This window comes from Fretibacterium fastidiosum, from assembly GCF_964642095.1.
Taxonomy (GTDB): Bacteria; Synergistota; Synergistia; order Synergistales; family Aminobacteriaceae; genus Fretibacterium; species Fretibacterium fastidiosum.
Map to the genome: position 1 here is coordinate 1,815,904 of NZ_OZ209244.1, position 16,264 is coordinate 1,832,167.

At 65.1% G+C, this 16,264-nt stretch carries 14 protein-coding genes; all 14 read left to right on the top strand.

The genetic code is table 11. The features are described 5' to 3' along the window. Positions 1–128: 128 nt before the first annotated feature. The 14 genes from ACK28C_RS08165 (at position 129) to ACK28C_RS08230 (ending at position 16,257) form a co-directional block, all read left to right on the top strand. On the top strand, positions 129–878 hold the full coding sequence (locus ACK28C_RS08165) for a hypothetical protein (protein WP_015556276.1): 750 nt from the start codon (positions 129–131) through the stop codon (positions 876–878). Between the two features lie 23 nt (positions 879–901). Continuing rightward, positions 902–1,858: a 6-phosphofructokinase gene (gene pfkA, locus ACK28C_RS08170; RefSeq protein ID WP_015556275.1), complete on the top strand. Its 957-nt coding sequence runs from the start codon at positions 902–904 to the stop codon at positions 1,856–1,858. 1 nt (position 1,859) lies between these two features. After that, the gene (locus tag ACK28C_RS08175; protein WP_409152039.1) at positions 1,860–2,771 is read left to right on the top strand and encodes a DUF4392 domain-containing protein; all 912 of its coding nucleotides are present in this window, start codon (positions 1,860–1,862) and stop codon (positions 2,769–2,771) included. 85 nt (positions 2,772–2,856) lie between these two features. Next, the gene (locus ACK28C_RS08180) at positions 2,857–3,219 is read left to right on the top strand and encodes a hypothetical protein (RefSeq protein WP_409152040.1); all 363 of its coding nucleotides are present in this window, start codon (positions 2,857–2,859) and stop codon (positions 3,217–3,219) included. A gap of 1,152 nt (positions 3,220–4,371) precedes the next feature. Beyond that, a complete protein-coding gene (gene rho, locus ACK28C_RS08185) occupies positions 4,372–5,640 on the top strand; it encodes a transcription termination factor Rho (protein WP_279369743.1) in 1,269 nt (422 codons plus the stop codon). Between the two features lie 154 nt (positions 5,641–5,794). Next, positions 5,795–7,375: a LysM peptidoglycan-binding domain-containing M23 family metallopeptidase gene (locus ACK28C_RS08190; protein WP_208872800.1), complete on the top strand. Its 1,581-nt coding sequence runs from the start codon at positions 5,795–5,797 to the stop codon at positions 7,373–7,375. Positions 7,376–7,683: 308 nt separating this feature from the next. Further along, positions 7,684–9,294, top strand: coding sequence for a CTP synthase (locus ACK28C_RS08195; RefSeq protein WP_015556273.1), 1,611 nt, complete (start codon positions 7,684–7,686; stop codon positions 9,292–9,294). Between the two features lie 39 nt (positions 9,295–9,333). Beyond that, positions 9,334–10,527, top strand: coding sequence for a hypothetical protein (locus ACK28C_RS08200; RefSeq protein WP_409152041.1), 1,194 nt, complete (start codon positions 9,334–9,336; stop codon positions 10,525–10,527). Positions 10,528–10,612: 85 nt separating this feature from the next. Next, positions 10,613–11,734 carry a hypothetical protein gene (locus tag ACK28C_RS08205; RefSeq protein WP_208872795.1) on the top strand — a complete coding sequence of 374 codons (1,122 nt, stop codon included), beginning with the start codon at positions 10,613–10,615 and terminating at the stop codon, positions 11,732–11,734. Between the two features lie 37 nt (positions 11,735–11,771). Continuing rightward, on the top strand, positions 11,772–12,323 hold the full coding sequence (locus ACK28C_RS08210; protein WP_015556272.1) for a hypothetical protein: 552 nt from the start codon (positions 11,772–11,774) through the stop codon (positions 12,321–12,323). Beyond that, entirely contained in the window at positions 12,302–14,017 is a 1,716-nt protein-coding gene (locus tag ACK28C_RS08215) for a hypothetical protein (RefSeq protein WP_409152042.1), read from the top strand. Before ACK28C_RS08210 ends, ACK28C_RS08215 begins: the two co-directional genes overlap by 22 nt. A gap of 65 nt (positions 14,018–14,082) precedes the next feature. Beyond that, on the top strand, positions 14,083–14,904 hold the full coding sequence (locus tag ACK28C_RS08220) for an aminotransferase class IV (protein ID WP_015556271.1): 822 nt from the start codon (positions 14,083–14,085) through the stop codon (positions 14,902–14,904). Positions 14,905–14,959: 55 nt separating this feature from the next. Further along, complete coding sequence (locus tag ACK28C_RS08225; protein WP_015556270.1) at positions 14,960–15,889, top strand: bifunctional enoyl-CoA hydratase/phosphate acetyltransferase; 930 nt, start codon at positions 14,960–14,962, stop codon at positions 15,887–15,889. A 155-nt stretch (positions 15,890–16,044) separates the two neighbouring features. Continuing rightward, a complete protein-coding gene (locus ACK28C_RS08230; RefSeq protein ID WP_015556269.1) occupies positions 16,045–16,257 on the top strand; it encodes a hypothetical protein in 213 nt (70 codons plus the stop codon). Positions 16,258–16,264 lie beyond the last annotated feature (7 nt).

A 16,264-nucleotide genomic window follows, 5' to 3' on the forward strand; every position in this document is an offset into this window, starting at 1 on the left:
GAAACGCGCGTTTCTGTTGTATAATCATGGTGTAGCCCCGTTGACGTTTGCGTTTGAAGCGTTATCTGCTCTGAAATTCTATCTTTAAATTTTATCTTCTTACGATGATGAAGGGAAATCATTCAAACATGAAAAAGACGGTATGGCTTGTGTTGGCGCTTGCGATATGCCTCGTTCCCCACGCGGCCTTTGCGGCCGACTTGCCGGAGCTCGCGAGGTGGACGCGCACCAGCGACTTCGCGGATCGCGACGAGGCGCAGAGGGTGAAGGTGAGCGTGGTCTATTACTCCAACGAGTACGTTGAGGCCCTTGTGAAGGCCGAGGCGGAGAAGAACCTCTGGACCCGGGACGAGACGGAGAACTACAAGTACACGCTCCTGAAGACGCTGAACTTCCACGACGCCATCGCCTTTCAGCTGACCCTTTACGTGGAGGGCCTCCCCATGTACGCTCAGCCCTTCGATCGCCACATCAGCCTGTGGATCGGCAACAAGCGCTACAACCCTACGGACTACGACAAGCGGTTCAACGTCAAGATCCTTGGGGAGCGGGACGGGATGATCTGGTTCCCGCGGTACGACCCCAAGACGGGCGCGGAGCTCCTCAAGGGGGCGAAGGACATCCGCCTCGTCCTGGACGGCGCCATCAGTCAGGCGATCTCCCCCCGTGGCGACGCCATGTGGGTCTGGGACATCACGAAGGACGTGGAGGGGGCCCTGGGGAACGGCAGGGCCATGGACCGGCTTGAGCTGGATCGTCTGATCAAGCGCCTCGAGAAGCTGAACCAGGAGCGCGGTGCGCTTCAACTTCAGGTGGATTCCATCGACCAGGAATTGAACAAGGTCAATTCCCGCATCGATGAGCTGCAGGGCAGGTAATTTCAGGAAAGGAAGGGAACGCCATGGATCGTATCGCCGTATTGACCAGCGGAGGGGATTCGCCCGGCATGAACGCAGCCATCCGCGCAGTGGCCCGCACCTGTCATTACAACGACAAGGAGTGCATCGGCGTCATGCGGGGCTATGAGGGACTGATCGAAGGGGACTTCAAGGTGCTGGACCGGGCCTCCGTGGGGGGCATCATCCATCGGGGTGGCACGATCCTCAAGACCGCGCGCAGCGATCGCTTCAAGACCCAGGAGGGGCGCGAGGCGGCCCTCCTGAAGATGAAGGAGGCGGGAATCGAGGGCCTGGTCGTGATCGGCGGGGACGGGTCCTTCCATGGCGCGAAGGCTCTGCACGAGATGGGGATGCCCGTCATCGGCATTCCCGGCACCATCGACAACGACGTGGCGGGGACGGACGAGACCATCGGCTTCGACACGGCGGTGAACACGGCCCTCGAGGCGATCATGCGCCTGAGGGACACGGCCTCCAGCCACGACCGCCTGTTCATCGTCGAGGTCATGGGGCGCAACGCCGGCTTCCTGGCGCTTGAGACTGCGGTGGCCTCCGGCGCGGAGTACGCCGTCGTTCCGGAGATTCCCCTGAGCATCGGCAACCTCTGCAAGCTGCTTCGAGAGTCCCATGCGGAGCACAAGAGCCACACCCTCATCATCCTGGCGGAGGGGGTCATGTCCGCCACGGAGATGCGGGACAAGCTTCAGGATACGGGAGGGTACGACGCCCGGGTCACGGTGCTGGGGTACATCCAGCGGGGTGGAAGCCCCACGTCCTTTGACGTCGTCCTCGCCACCCGCATGGGGGCCTTTGCGACGGACAACCTGCTGATCGGAAAAAGCGGCTTTATGGTGGGGAACGTGAACCACAAGCTGGTCCTGAGCGACCTGGAGCGCTCCTGGACCGAGCACAAGAACCTGAGCCCGGAGCTGCTGAACCTGATCCACAAGATGAACTGACATGGGTTCCGGGGAAGGAGCGTCCGCGGCGGCGGACTGCGGAGGCCTCGACGTCGGGGCGCTCCTGCGGATCGTCGCCTCTGACCTGGGGGGACGAAAGGTTCCCGCCCTCTCCCGCCCCTCCGCCTGGGAGGAGGCCCTGGCCCTCTGCCTGGCGGCCGAGGGCGTGGCGATCGTGACGGGGTTCTTTATCGCGTCGGCCGGCGCCCCGGAGACGGACGGACCGTCGGGAAGCGTCGTCTTGGGGCGGGCCCTGGAGCTCCTGGGCCGGAGGGTGCGGCTGGTGACGGACTCCCGCAACAGCCTCGTCCTGTCCGCCTGCTCCACCGCGCTGGGCGGTCCCCCCGTCGCGGCGATGGATCGCCCTCACCCCGACGCGCTGGAAGGGGCGGACCTCCTGGTCTTTCTGGAACGTCCGGGGCGCGCCGGAGACGGACGGTACTACAACATGAGGGGGAGGGACATCTCGGCCTCCGTCGTGCCCCTGGACGACCTGGCCGCCCACGCGCTGGAGCGTGGACTTCCCGTCATAGGGATCGGTGACGGGGGCAACGAGGCCGGAATGGGCGCCCTTTACGAGCCGCTGAAGCGGCTGATCCCGGAGTATGCGCGTTGTCTGTCCCGCGTGCCTGCAACCGTCTGCCTCCCCGCGGACGTCTCCAACTGGGGCGGGTACGCGCTGGCCGCCCTCCTGTCTGCCGCCTCGGGCCGGTGGGTGGGCCTGTCCCCCGGCGAGGAGGGGCGGGTCCTGAGGGCCGCCGTCGGCGCGGGGGCGGTGGACGGCACGACGGGCCGCAGCGCCCTCTCCGTCGACGGGTTTCCGCTGGAGCGCCTGGAGCGGGTGGCGGTGCAGCTTGAGGATTGGTATCGCTCTGGAAAAGACGTTCTCAATAAAGACAAAAACAATGCCTGAAGCGTGATGTCCGGTGAAGCACAAATCCTTTTTTCCTCTGCTTTTGATATCCTTTGCGATGGCGCTCACGATCCTGTCCTTTTGGGTGGTTCGGAAGAACAGCCTCAATCCGCGGCAGGGCTTTACGATCTCCAACGTCTCGGTCAGCGTCGATTTTGACGACCGCCGCTTCCTGGCAGGGACGGCCTCGCGCTTTCCCTATGGGGCAAGGCAGGTGTTCGTGCGCTTCGATTACAGCAGTCTTGAGACGAACAGCTCGATGGACCTCTCCTGGGACTGGGGGCAGAAGCGGGTGCAGGCTGAGACCTATGAGCTCTCCGCGCCGTCGGGCACGCGGATGTACTGCCTGCTGAAGGAGGACGGCTCCCCTCTGCCGCGGGGGGTGTACACCGTCACGATCCAATGCCTGACCGAGATCATGCCGCACTTTCATTTTGAGATCTATTGACGCTGCGCCCGGTCCGGGGACGGCACGGATTGAGCGCGACGAAGGATCGGCGATTTTTTCAAAAGGGGCGTTCCGTGAAATTTTAAATGGGGCTGCGCTCCCCTTCGGGGAGCTTTCCGGCGGGCAGTTCCCAACGATTTAGCTAGCGTTTCTTTCTAAATACAAAATCGCGTCTAATGTGGATTGCCTCCCCTGAAAGGGGAGGTGCCGCCAAGGGCGGCGGAGGGGTTCAGCCAGACGACCGGCCTCACGCAAGCCGATCTTTCGGGAGGATTGCGGCGGCCGGCCGATCGGCTGAGGGCGAAGGAAGTCCGGGGGACTTCCGCAGCTCAGCCAGACGACACGACTTACGGACGCCGACAGGCGGTCGGCGTCGTGTCGGTCGGCTGAGCCGAAGCAAGGTAATTGATTGCCTTGTGGAGGCGTTGACGGGGAATGTCAGACAGGCGCGTCTTATGAAAAACACCCCTCCCCTTCGGGGAGCCTTCCGGCAGCCGTTCGCTGACGCTCACGGGCCGTCAGTCCTAGCCCCTTCGGGGCAGCCCCCCTTGCAGGGGGGGCCTTTCTTGCCCTTCTTTAAACGCGATTTGGTATAAGGTGTTCGCTTTAAGGTGAAATTTTTTTGAGGTGAAAGACGATGAAGCACAACGAACAGAACTTGGAGCGGTTATGGTGAAGGTTCTTGACGAGAAGGCGGCGACCCCTCGCAGGAGGGGACGGCCGCCGCGCGTGAAGGAGCCTGCGGAGGCCCTTGAAGAGGTGAAGGCGACGCAGCCTGAGGAGGCGGAAGGTTCCTCCCCGGCGGAGGAGAGCGCGGTGGTGAAGGTGCGCCGCCCGCGGGGCAGGCCGCCGAAGAACGCGGCGAAAAAAATTGAGGAAGCGGAGACCTCCCAACAGCTCCTGCTCCTTCCGGACGCCCGGAGGGTGGAGGCGGTGGAGCCCTCCGAGGCGTCGAAACCGGAGGTGCCGGCGCCCGACGAACCGGTGGATGAGATGGAGGAGACGACGGCGTATGGGGCGGAACCTGATTCCGCGTCCGAGGCGCAGGTCGTCCAGCCCGTCGAGGACGGGGAATCACCGGCCCCTCTCGAGCCGGCCCCCGACGAGCCGGCGGAGGCACGGGCACCTTACGCCCGTGCGTCGGTTCACGAGGTGACGCCCCATCCGAAGCCCAAGCACACCTACTCCTACCTTGCGGCCCAGACCCTCACGGACCTTCGGAAGATCGGGCGGGAGTTCAACGTCGCGGGTCCCACCACGATGCACAAGGACGACCTGATCATCTCCATCCTGAAGGCCCAGGCGGAGAGCATGAACTACCGCTTCGGTGGCGGGACGCTCGAGATCCTGCCCGAGGGGTTCGGCTTCCTTCGTCCCAAGGGGATGCTGCCGACGGACAACGACGTCTACCTCTCGCTGTCCCAGATTCGGCGCTTCGGGCTTCGGAACGGGGACGTCATCTGGGGCCTGATCCGCCCGCCGCGGGACCAGGAGCACTACGAGGCGCTCCTGCGCGTGGAGACGGTGAACTTCTCGGACCCCGAGTCCTCTCGACATCGTCCGATGTTCGCCCACTTGACGCCCATCTTTCCCAACGTCCGAATCAACCTGGACTCCGGCCCTGGGGACTGGGCAACGCGCCTGGTGGACATGTTCGCCCCCATCGGCCTGGGGCAGCGCGCGCTGATCGTCTCGCCCCCCAAGGCGGGCAAGACGACGCTCTTGAAGCGCATCGCCAAGGCCATCTCCGCGAACTCGCCGGACATTATCCTGATGGCCCTCCTGATCGACGAACGCCCCGAGGAGGTGACGGACATCTCCCGCTCCATCGACGGAGAGGTGATCGCCTCGACGTTCGACCGCCCTGCGGACGAGCACATTCGAGTGGCCAACCTCGCCATCGAGAAGGCGAAGCGCCTGGTCGAGGCAAAGCGCGACGTCGTCATCCTCCTGGACTCGATCACGCGCCTGGCCCGCGCCTCGAACCTGACGGTCCCGCCGTCGGGCCGTACCCTGTCGGGAGGCCTGGACCCCTCCGGGCTCTACTTCCCGAAGCGCTTTTTCGGCGCTGCCCGAAACTTCGAGGAGGGCGGGAGCCTGACGATCATCGGGACGGCCCTGACGGATACGGGCAGCCGCATGGACGACGTCATCTACGAGGAGTTCAAGGGAACGGGCAACATGGAGCTGCACCTGTCGCGCAAGCTGGCGGAACAGCGGATATTCCCCGCCATCGACATCACGCGGTCCGGGACGCGGCGGGAGGAGCTCTTGATCCCCGAGGACGAGCTGGCCCGCCTCTGGGCTCTGCGGAAGCGAATCGTTGGGGTGGACGAGGCCGGGGCGCTGAACCTGATCCTCGACAAGCTCAAGCAGACGAAGGACAACCACGAATTCCTGATGTCCATAAAGCTGGCCTGACCCGACGCCTGGGGCGCGGGACGGAACTTTCGCGCGCGTCGGGCGATTATGCGGCATCTTGTGCTATAATTCACGTATCGTACTTTGTCTTATGACGAGCTTTGTGCCGGAACCGCATCCGCGCGCGGCGAAGGCATGTCGGGAGGAGTTGTCTTTGAGGACATTCGATCGTCGAACGCCGGATCGAAAGGTTTTTCCTGCTGAAGGCAAGAAGCGCAGAGGAAGGGAAAAAAAGGCTTCGCTGGACTTTTGTTGGGGTTTTTGCGTCGTCGTCTGTTTCACCTTTGGTCTGGCTTCGTTTTTGATGTTCTCCGCCTGGGAACGCTTTTCCGGCGTGGCGTGGGGCGGAGTCGAGGATCGGGAAAACGAGGGGGTCGTGGCGGAGGAGGGCTTCCTCGCGTTCGACGTGAGCGACATGCAACGCGATGACCTCCTGGCCGCAGCGCCCCTGGAGGTCATCGGGGAGGACGATCGGGAGGAGCCGATGGCCTCCCTCCCCGCCGAGCCGGCGGAATCCGAGGTCCGTGCCGAGGTCAGCGAGCTTCCGCTGAAGGAGGACTTCGGCCCCCTTCCCAAGTACCTGTCGGATTACGAGAGCATCGTCCTGAGCGCTCAGGACGACGGTACCCGCTTAGCGGAGGACGTCATCCCGTCAGACCCTGTCCCCCAGTTTGTGGAGGTGGGCACCGACTGGAAGGAGCACGTCGTCAAGTCGGGCGAGACGCTCTCGGACATCGCTCTGACCTTTGGCGGGCTCACCGCTCAGGACATCCTGAGGGCCAACGGGCTTAAGGACGCCAATCGCCTGGCCGAAAATCAGCTTCTCCTGATCCCTAAAGACGCGGACAAAATTGAAGAAACCCTTGAGGAGGTTCGCACGCGGCAGGCCCGCGTGGCGGCCCTGCGGGAGAAGGTCGAGCCTCTGAAGGTCTCGTCCTACGTGGTGGCCCAGGGAGACAGCCTGTGGTCCATCTCGAACTCCCAGAACATAGAGCTGGACACGCTTGTGGGCAGCAACGTCTTCAAGGCGACCCTGCACCCCGGACAGACCCTCCGCATCCCCAACCAGGAGGGAATCTTCTACACCCTGCGCAAGGGGGAGAAGATCGAGGCCGTCTGCAAGCGCTACGGGGTCGAGCTGGCCAAGCTGCGCCAGGTGAACCACACCGTTGACGTGGTTGCCCTGAAGCCGGGGGATGAAATCTTCCTTCCCGGCGCAAGGCCGGAGGCCCTGGCCGTCACCCACGAGGAACCCCTTAAGGCGGAGAAGTCCGCCCCTGCCAGGAACGCTGCGCCCAGGGTTGCGAAGAACGCGAAGCAGAAGGAGGCGCCTGGGGCCGTTAAGGCCTCCCGCTCCTACCGATGGCCGATCATGGGGCGGATCAACAGCCCCTTTGGCTGGAGGCGGCACCCCATCACGCGTCGTCAGGACTTCCATACGGGGATCGACATCAAGGCCAGCCGGGGTGCGGCAATTCGTTGCGCCCGGGACGGTCGGGTGGCCTATGCGGGCTGGATGGGCGGCTACGGCAAGGTGGCGGTCATCGAGCATCCGGGCGGGCAGTCCACGCTCTACGCACATTGCAGCACCCTCCTGCTGAAGCAGGGGGCGGCGGTGAGGCAGGGAGAGAATATCGCAAGGGTTGGAACGACGGGACGCTCAACGGGGCCGCATCTCCACTTTGAGGTTCGCAACGGGAACAGCCCGGTCAACCCTCTGAAATATCTGAAGTGATTCCACATTGTAAAGAAGACGGGGGTCAGAGCCTTTCTGGCCCCGTTTTTTATTTTGAGGCCGCCCCGGCCACTCGGCGGGGCACTGAAAGAAACACTGACTAATACCAATTTGCGTCTAAAGGGCAAGAAAGGCCCCCCTGCAAGGGGGGCTGCCCCGAAGGGGCTGGGGGGTGTTGAGCCTGAGAAACAACCCCTCCGGTTCGCTGACGCGAACCACCTCCCCTTTCAGGGGAGGCAATCATTAAACGCGAATTGGTATAAGTCGTCGAGAACTGTCAACCGTTAAGTCCAAGGGGGCATCGAGGAATGGTGAAGTACGTCTTTATCACTGGCGGCGTGGTCTCCTCGCTGGGGAAGGGGATTACGGCCGGATCCGTGGGCACCCTGCTGAAAAAGCGGGGCCTGAAGGTCTCCATCCTCAAGGTGGACCCTTATTTGAACGTGGACGCCGGCACGATGAACCCCTTTCAACACGGTGAGGTGTTCGTGACGGACGATGGCGCCGAGACGGACCTGGACCTGGGGCACTACGAGCGCTTTATCGACGAGACGCTCAGCGAGCAGAACACGATCACGACGGGAAAGATCTACTCCAGCGTCATCGCGAGGGAACGCCGGGGGGACTATCTGGGGGGGACGGTGCAGGTGATCCCCCACATCACGAACGACATTCAGGAGCGCCTCGTGCGCGCCGGAGAAGGGCTTGACGTCCTGATCGTGGAGATCGGCGGCACCGTTGGCGACATCGAGAGCCAGCCCTTCCTGGAGGCGATACGCCAGATGGCGAACCGCGTCGGGCGGGAGAACGTCGTCTACTGCCACGTCACGCTGATCCCGTGGCTCGAGGCGGCGCAGGAGCTCAAGACGAAGCCCACCCAGCACAGCGTCCAGGAACTGCGGCGCATCGGCATCCTGCCCAACCTTCTCGTGTGCCGCACCAGTCACCCCATGGACCAGGGCATGAAGAACAAGATCGCGCTCTTCTGCACCGTCCCTTCCGAGGCGGTCATCGAGGTCATGGACGAGCCGACGATCTACAACGTGCCCATGGCCCTGCACCGGCAGAGGTTGGATGACCTGATCCTCCGCTACCTGGAGCTCCCCTGCGACGCGGAGCCCGACCTCTCGGACTGGAGCCGCGTCGTGGACCGCTTCATGAACCCACAGGAATCCGTGGACATCGCGCTGGTGGGCAAGTACGTCCAGCACAAGGACGCCTACCTCAGCGTGGTGGAGGCACTCCACCACGCGGGCATCCACCACGACGTGCGCGTCAAGGTCCACTCGGTCGAGGCGGAGGACCTGGACTCCTGCGACCTCGCGGGCGTCCTTGGCTCCATGGACGGCATCCTGATCCCCGGCGGGTTCGGTCCTAGGGGCGTGGAGGGCATGATCCGCGCCATTCAGTACGCGCGGGAGAACCGGGTCCCCCTCCTGGGGATCTGCCTTGGGATGCAGATGATGGTGGTGGAGTACGCGCGCAACGTCTGCCACCTGCACGGCGCCCACAGCAAGGAGATGGACCCCTCCACCCTGCACCCCGTCATCCACCTGATGGAGGAACAGCGGAACATCGACAGGCTGGGGGGGACGATGCGGCTGGGGGCCTACCCCTGCGACCTGACGGAGGGGACGCTGGCCGCCCGCGCCTACGGGACGCTCCACATCTCGGAGCGCCACCGCCACCGCTACGAGTTCAACAACGCCTATCGCGAACGCCTGGAGGGGGCTGGGCTGAAGGTGGCCGGGGTCTGTCCGAAGCAGGACCTGGTGGAGCTGGTGGAGCTGCCGGGGCACCCCTGGTTCGTGGGCGGGCAGTTCCACGGGGAGCTGAAATCCCGACCGATCCGGCCCCATCCACTCTTCGCCGGCTTTGTGGGCATGGCCCTGGAGCGCCAGCGCGCGGACCGCGGTTAGCCCTTTGGCCCAAGAGACAATGAGGGAGGTATATTGACCTTGAAAAGAACGTTTTTGCTGTTGGCGGCCGCGTTGCTCCTCTCCATGGCCGTCCCCTGCGGCGCGGGGGCCAAGGACGGGGACAAGAGCTCCTCGGCGCAGATGATGGAGCACATCGAGACGATCGTGTACGGCGACACCTCCAAGGGAGGCCTCACGGAGCGGCTCTCCTCGGTGGAGGAGGCGCTGTTCGGCCGCAGCCTTCCGGGCACCATCGCCGAGCGCCATGCGGCGATCCTGAACTTCCTCGAGGTCGGCACGGAGGACCAGCCCTCAATGATCTTCAAGCTGGGGGTCGCGGAGTGGATCGTCAACAAGAAGATCTACGCCTCCCGATCGGCCGTCAGCCGCCTCGAGACGCTGGAAGCGGACCTGGACGGGGAGGTCCAGCACGGCAAGCCCATCGCGATGCGGGTGGAACACCTCCTGTCCACGCTGGTGACGGACCCCGTCACCTTCCGTGTGGTCACCCTTCCGGGCAACGTGCCGCTGAGGCTGCGCTTTATGGACGAGCTGAGCCCGGCCAAGAACAGGGAAGGGGACCAGGTTCGCATCGAGCTGACGAACGACCTGGTCGTGGACCAGTGCCTTGTGGCCCCCGCCGGTTCCCTGGTCCTGACGGAGGTCCGCGAGGTGGTGAAGCCCCGCGTGTTCGGCGTTCCGGGCGAGGTGCGCCTGACGTTCAACGGATTGAAGCCCCTGGGGCCCCAGCGCCCCCCGGTGGCCGTCGGCGAAGCGGCGAAGAAGGCCATTGACGAGGCCCGCAAGACGGGAGACCGCGGCGAGGGCGCCATCGTCGGCGCCGGGGCGGCTAGCATTGCCGGCGCTGCGCTGCTGGGGCCCGTTGGGCTGATCGGCGGCCTCTTTATCCGCGGCAACTCCATCCGGATCCCGGAGGGCTCCATCACCTTCGTGCAGACTTCGGGCGACGTGGAGGTCTACGCCTACCCCATCCCCGACAGCCTGCGCGTAGACCCACTGTCCGCCATTCAGCAGAGCGTCCGGGGGGGCGACGCGCCGCGTCCGTCGGACCCATCGCAGGCTCCCTCTTACGACCCGGACCGCGACACCATCATCAAGAGCGACAAGATCCTGAACCCGGAGAGGACCCGTCGAACCGCCCCGCCGGAGACGACGGAGGACGGAGGAGCGCCGGGCAACTTTGATCTGCCGCCGGAGCAGAAGGTGCGCTGACGCCTTGATTCAGTGGGTGTCCAGTGTCTGCCCGCGGCGCCTGAGGGGAGGGCGATGGAGGTCGTCCCTCCTTGTCGCGGTGCTGTTGGCCCTTGGCTTGACGTGCTCCCGCCGGGCAGGGGCCCAGGAGGCTCCGGACGAGGCGTTTCGCATCCTGGAGCGGTGTACGGCGGCGCACTGGGGGCAGGACTGCTACGTTTGGGTGCTCCACTACCCGGAGGCGCTGATTGAGCCCTGGGTGGAGGCCGAGGCGGCCCGCCGGGGCATGACGGAGGTCCAGAAGGAGGCCTATCGGAGCGCCTTCGTCGCGGACCTTCGCCTGGACAGCTCGGAGGCCTTTCTGGTGAGCGTCTACTCCTTCGGGGCGGCCCCCGTGAGCCTGACGCCGGTGCCGGACAACGTGGCGCTCCTGACCTCGTCGGGCGAACGCCTTCGCCCCGTCCGCTACGACTCCGCCTTGGACGCGCCCGCGTCCGGCGTCGTGCAGGGGCTCGTGTTCTTCCCCAAACAGGCGGACGACGACCTTGCCCTGGTGATCCGGGGGATCGGGGGAGGGGGCGAGCGTGTCTTCGCCTTCAGCCCCCTGGAGGTCAGGGAGCCTGAAGCCCCGGAGGCCCCCGCGGCCCCGGAGGTGGTGGTCGTGGACCTCCCCTCCAGGGGAAAAAAGTCCGTCCGCAAGGTGACGCCCAGGCCGCCGTCGGGGGAGCAGCCGAAGGTCATCAAGCCGAAGGAGCCCATCCCGCCCGCTGCCCCGCGTCCCATCCCCCCGCTGCTCTCCGAGGACTCGCGCGGCATGGCGGACTTCGTGAGGTCCGTTCGGGAGCGGGGTGCGGCTTCCGGGGACGCCCCCTCTTCGGGCCGCAGCGGGGGAGGGACGCCCAGGCAGCTGAATGAGGAGAACTCCTACGTGAGCCGCGAACAGGTGCTGCGGCAGTTCCTGAGCCTGTGGGCCGCCAATCGCGCCGGGGAGATGTACGACATGCTCTCGGACGCCTCCCGGCGGGTCATCTCCCGCGAGAACTTCGCGAAGGAGGTGGCGCGGGCCGCGGAGTTTCGCGCCGGCCTGAAGGAGGAGTACCGCATCGAGTGGATCGGCGAGGAGCGGGCGAAGGTGATCACCGACCGGAGGGTATTGATGTTCCGCTCCCTGGTGACGCGCACCCTGGGCATCGTGCGCGAGGGGATGGCGTGGAAGGTCGTCTGGTGAGGTCGGGTTCAGGCGTCTTGCCGGAGAGGGGGCAGCCATGAAGGTCAGTCGGGTAAAGGTCGGCATGGGCGTCCTCGTCGTCGGCATCGTGGCGCTCGTGCGCTACGCGATGCGGGACATGCGGCTCGACGTGGACCTCCTGCGGGAGGGGCTGATGAACATACCGGGCCTCGTCATGGAGAACATGCAGCTGGCTCGCGAGGTGTCGGGCGACGTCTGGCACGTCCGCGTCCCCTACCTGGAGCGCAGGGGAGAGCTCGTCGCCGTCCGGTCGGTGGACGTCCGCCGGCAGATCAGGGAGGGCGGGGAGTGGTATCTTTTCGGCGCGGAGGGCGTCTACTCCAACGACGAGAGGACGGCCTGCGTCAACGGCCTCCTGGGGACGCTCGAGGCGCCCGCCCGAATCTGGAACCTGGAGAGCCCCCGGCTGCTCTGGTCCGAGGCCAGCGGCGACTTCGTCTTTCCCAGAGGGCTGACGCTCTACGACGACGAGTTTCTCCTGTCGGCTCCGGAGGCCAGCATGGACCGGACGGGAGTGGTCCTATTGGAAAAAGGAGGTCAGCTCCAATGGACGAAACCCTTGGGATGACGGGGGCAAAGGGCGTCTCTGTCCGGGGCCTTGCGGCCGCGGCGCGGACTTTGGCGCTTGTGCTCCTCTTGATGGCTTCAGCGTCCCTTCCCGCTCAGGGGGCGGACGAGAAGGTGGTCCTGAACGCGGACCGCGTCTCCTTCAACGACGCGACGGGGCAGGCCAGGGCGGAGGGGAAGGCGAGCCTGAGCTACCAGGGGACGACGATCCAGGCGGAGCGCATCGACTACGACGCCGAGACTCAGAAGGTGCAGGCCATGCCGCTGCCGGGGGAGCGGGTGATCATGAGCCGGGAGGGCAGGTCGCTGCTGGGGGACCACCTGGACTACGACCTGGTGAACCAGGAGGGGGTGATGACCGGCGCCGCCACGAAGATGCCCCTCCAGGACGGGACGCTCTACGTCTACGGCGGGGAGATCAACGTCATGCCCTGGGACATGGCCGTGGAGCGCGGGGTCGTGAAGGGACGGGTCGGTGGCTCCGAGGACTACGTCGCTCAGTGGCGGCAGGTTTCTCTGACGACCTGCGTGCTGGACCATCCCCACTACCACCTGGAGTCGAAGAGCATCTCCTTCGTCCCCGGCAAGCGCATCGTGGCGAAGAAGCCTCGAATCTACCTGGGCAGGACCTACATCATGACCTCCCCGCTGGACTACGTGGTGCAGATCAAACGGCGGGCGGTGCGCTACTCCGTGCTCCCCTACGTTCAGCACAGCGACTCCCGCGGCACCGGTGGCGGCCTGACGGGAACTTTGGCATGGGAGACGGGGTCCTTCTCGCTGGGCTTCGCCTGGGCGGGCAGGAGCGGGGCCGAGTGGCTCTTCTCGGTGGAGCAGGACCTGGGCCACAACTTCAGCCTCCTGGCCCAAATGGAGTACTCGTGGGACGACGCCTGGTCGGAGACGATCTGGCGCCCCTCCGCCTCCCTGATCTACGAGCGCGACGGCTGGCGCGCGCGGCTGAACTGGCGGCGGGACGAGTACGTGGAGGACCAGAAGGACTCCCTCCACAAGTATAAGGGACGCCTGGACCGCGAGCCGGAACTGGTCCTCCAGACCCCGTGGTTCAGGACCTCCCCCTGGGCCTGGCTCAGCCTGGCCGCCTCCTTCGGCAGCTATCGGGAGAAGCTCCTGGCTCAGGAAGGGGATTTCACGTCCCGGTGGGGACTCGAGGCCCACAGCTATTTCGAGAGGCCTCTCAGCCCGGAGGTGGAACTCTTTGCGGACCTGAGGGGCGCCGCCTGGTTCTACGACCGGGACGACGCGGACCAGCAGATGCTCAAGAGCTTCGTGGGACTGCGCTATCGCCTGGGGGCCTTCGAGATGGGCTCCGCCTACGAGCGCCGGTATGCGTGGGGGAAGAGCGCCATGCTGTGGGACCAGTATCGGAGTGCGGAGAGGATTCACCAGAAGGTGCGCTTCCCGTTGGGGCGCGAGGTCTATGCGGCGTTCCGGGGGAGCTACGACCTGGAAGAGGCCATGATGGACGAGGCGATCTACAGCCTTCAATGGTCCACCGACTGCATGTTGTGGGACCTGCACTTCATGGACGACCGGACGTCGGGGAACGACGACAAGGTGGGGCTGTCGCTCTCCATCCTGGCCTTCCCCGACCGGGACGCTTCTCTGGGCCAGAGCCTCGCCCAGGACCCCTTCCTCCGTCCGAGGGATATCCCCAGGGAAAGCAAAAGGTAAAGACCGGGCGAAGCGGCCACCGGTTTCGCCCGCCTGGTTTTATAATGAAGTGAGGGACGCTTCTCATGAAACTGTGTTACGTGAACGGACGTTTCACCCCGCCGGAGGAGGCGGCGCTCCCGTTGAGCGACCTCCTCGTCCAGCGGGGCGTCGGCGTCTTTGAAGTGATCGGGACCTATGGAGGGCGGCCGCTTCTCTTGACGCCTCACCTGGAGCGCCTCCTGAACGGGGCGGAGCGCGAGCGCATCCGCCCGACGCTCTCCATGGAGGACATGAAGCGCCTGGTGCGCGAGGGGCTGGCCCGGGCCGGGGGCGACGTTCAGGTCAAGGTGTACCTGTCGGGAGGCGACGTCTTCGACGACGTGGAGGGCTTTACGGCCCCCCGCTTCTTCATGATCTTCGAGGAGCTCTCCCCGCCCCCCCGCAAGGCCTACGAAGAAGGTGTTGCCCTGGCGCCCCTGCCCTTCGGGCGGAAAGACCCCGCCGTGAAGAGCGTGGACTACCGCACGACCTATGCCCTGTCGCGGTCTGGCGCCTTTGAGGTGCTCTACTGCCCCGACGGGGAGATCACGGAGGCGGGGCACAGCACCTTTTTCCTCGTCCTGGAGGGTCGGCTTGTGACGGCCCCCCTCTCCCGCGTGCTGAAGGGGACGACGCGGAGCGTCATTCTGGAGTTGGCCCGCGCCGAGGGGATCGAGACGCAGGAGCGCTGCCCGCGCGTTGACGAGCTGCCGCGCGCCAGCGAGGCCTTCATCACGGGGAGCGTGAAGAAGGTGCTGCCCGTGGTCCGGGTCGGGGAGCAGCGGATTGGGACCGGGCGGCCGGGGCCGGTGGCCGCACGGCTTCTGAAGCTCTACCTGGACCGCATTCAGAACTGGCTGGAGTGAGGGGGCGGCCCCCTGACATATTCGCAAATCTCATTTTGAAGGAGGATGCTGCATTATGGAACAGATTCGTTCGTTGTCGCAGTTGATCGAGGGAGCGAAGAAGCTCTGCGCCGAGAAGGGGAAGAAGCGCCTCTCCGTGGCTATGGCGGAGGATGCGGGGCTGATCGCCGCCATCGAGGAGGCCCGCAAGGCCGGGATGGTGGAGGCGACGCTGGTGGGCAACCCCGACAGGGTCAGGGCCTGCATCCAGGAGGCGGGCGCCTCCGAGAAGGACTACAACGTCATCGAGGAGCGCAATGAGGCGAAGTGTGGCATCGTGGCCGTGACGGAGGTCTCCGCGAAGCGCGCTGACATCTACATGAAGGGCCAGCTCCACACGGACCATTTCCTGCGGGGAATGCTGAACAAAGAGGTCGGCCTCCGCAGCGGCAAGACCATCTCCCACTGCTATTTCCACCACATCCCCGGCTACGACCGCGTCCTCTTCATCGCCGATGCCGCGTTCAACATGTACCCCGACGTGAAGCAGAAGGCCGACATCCTTCAGAACACGGTGAACTTCGCGCGGGCGCTGGGCGTGGAGTGCCCGAAGGTGGCCTGCCTCGCGGCGGTTGAGGTGGTGAACCCGGACATGCCCTGCACGCTGGACGCCTGCGCGCTGGTCCAGATGAACCAGCGCGGCCAGATCCGAAACTGCATCGTGGACGGCCCCCTGGCCCTGGACAACGCCATCAACGAGGAGGCCGCGAAGATCAAGAAGATCAACTCGCCGGTGGCCGGACATGCGGACATCCTGTTCGTGCCCCAGATCGAGGTGGGGAACGTCCTGGCGAAGTCCATCACCTACTTTTCCAGGGACAGCGAGACGGCGGGGCTCATCATCGGCGCTGCGGCGCCCGTGATCCTCACGAGCCGCGCGGACCCGATGCGCGCGAAGCTGCTCTCCATCGCCGGCGCGGTGATGATGGCACACCACAAGGGGTAGCGCGGACTGGCAACAGCGACATCGACGGCGGGGGCCTGCGTGGCCCCCGCCGCTTTCGTGTGCCGGGAGTGGGACAGACTTGTCGTGATCTCCGTGGCCAGGTCGTATCCCGTCTCCTGCGGTAAGTGTATAATGAGGACCAGGAGGTGTGCTCTATGTCCATCGCCGTGTCCGAAGTGAGTGCCAACTTGAAGAAGCCCCTTGCACCTGTAGGAGCGAAAGGAATTGATGTTGCAAAGGGCGGCAGGGGAGCAGCGAAGCTATCAACCCCATGTCAGGATCGGGTGGACGTCGCGAAATCCCTCTTTGGAGTCCTTGCTGCAGACGTCACTTTGGAAGAGGCCATGGAGGAGAGGCGGAGCCGCTAGGGGATTT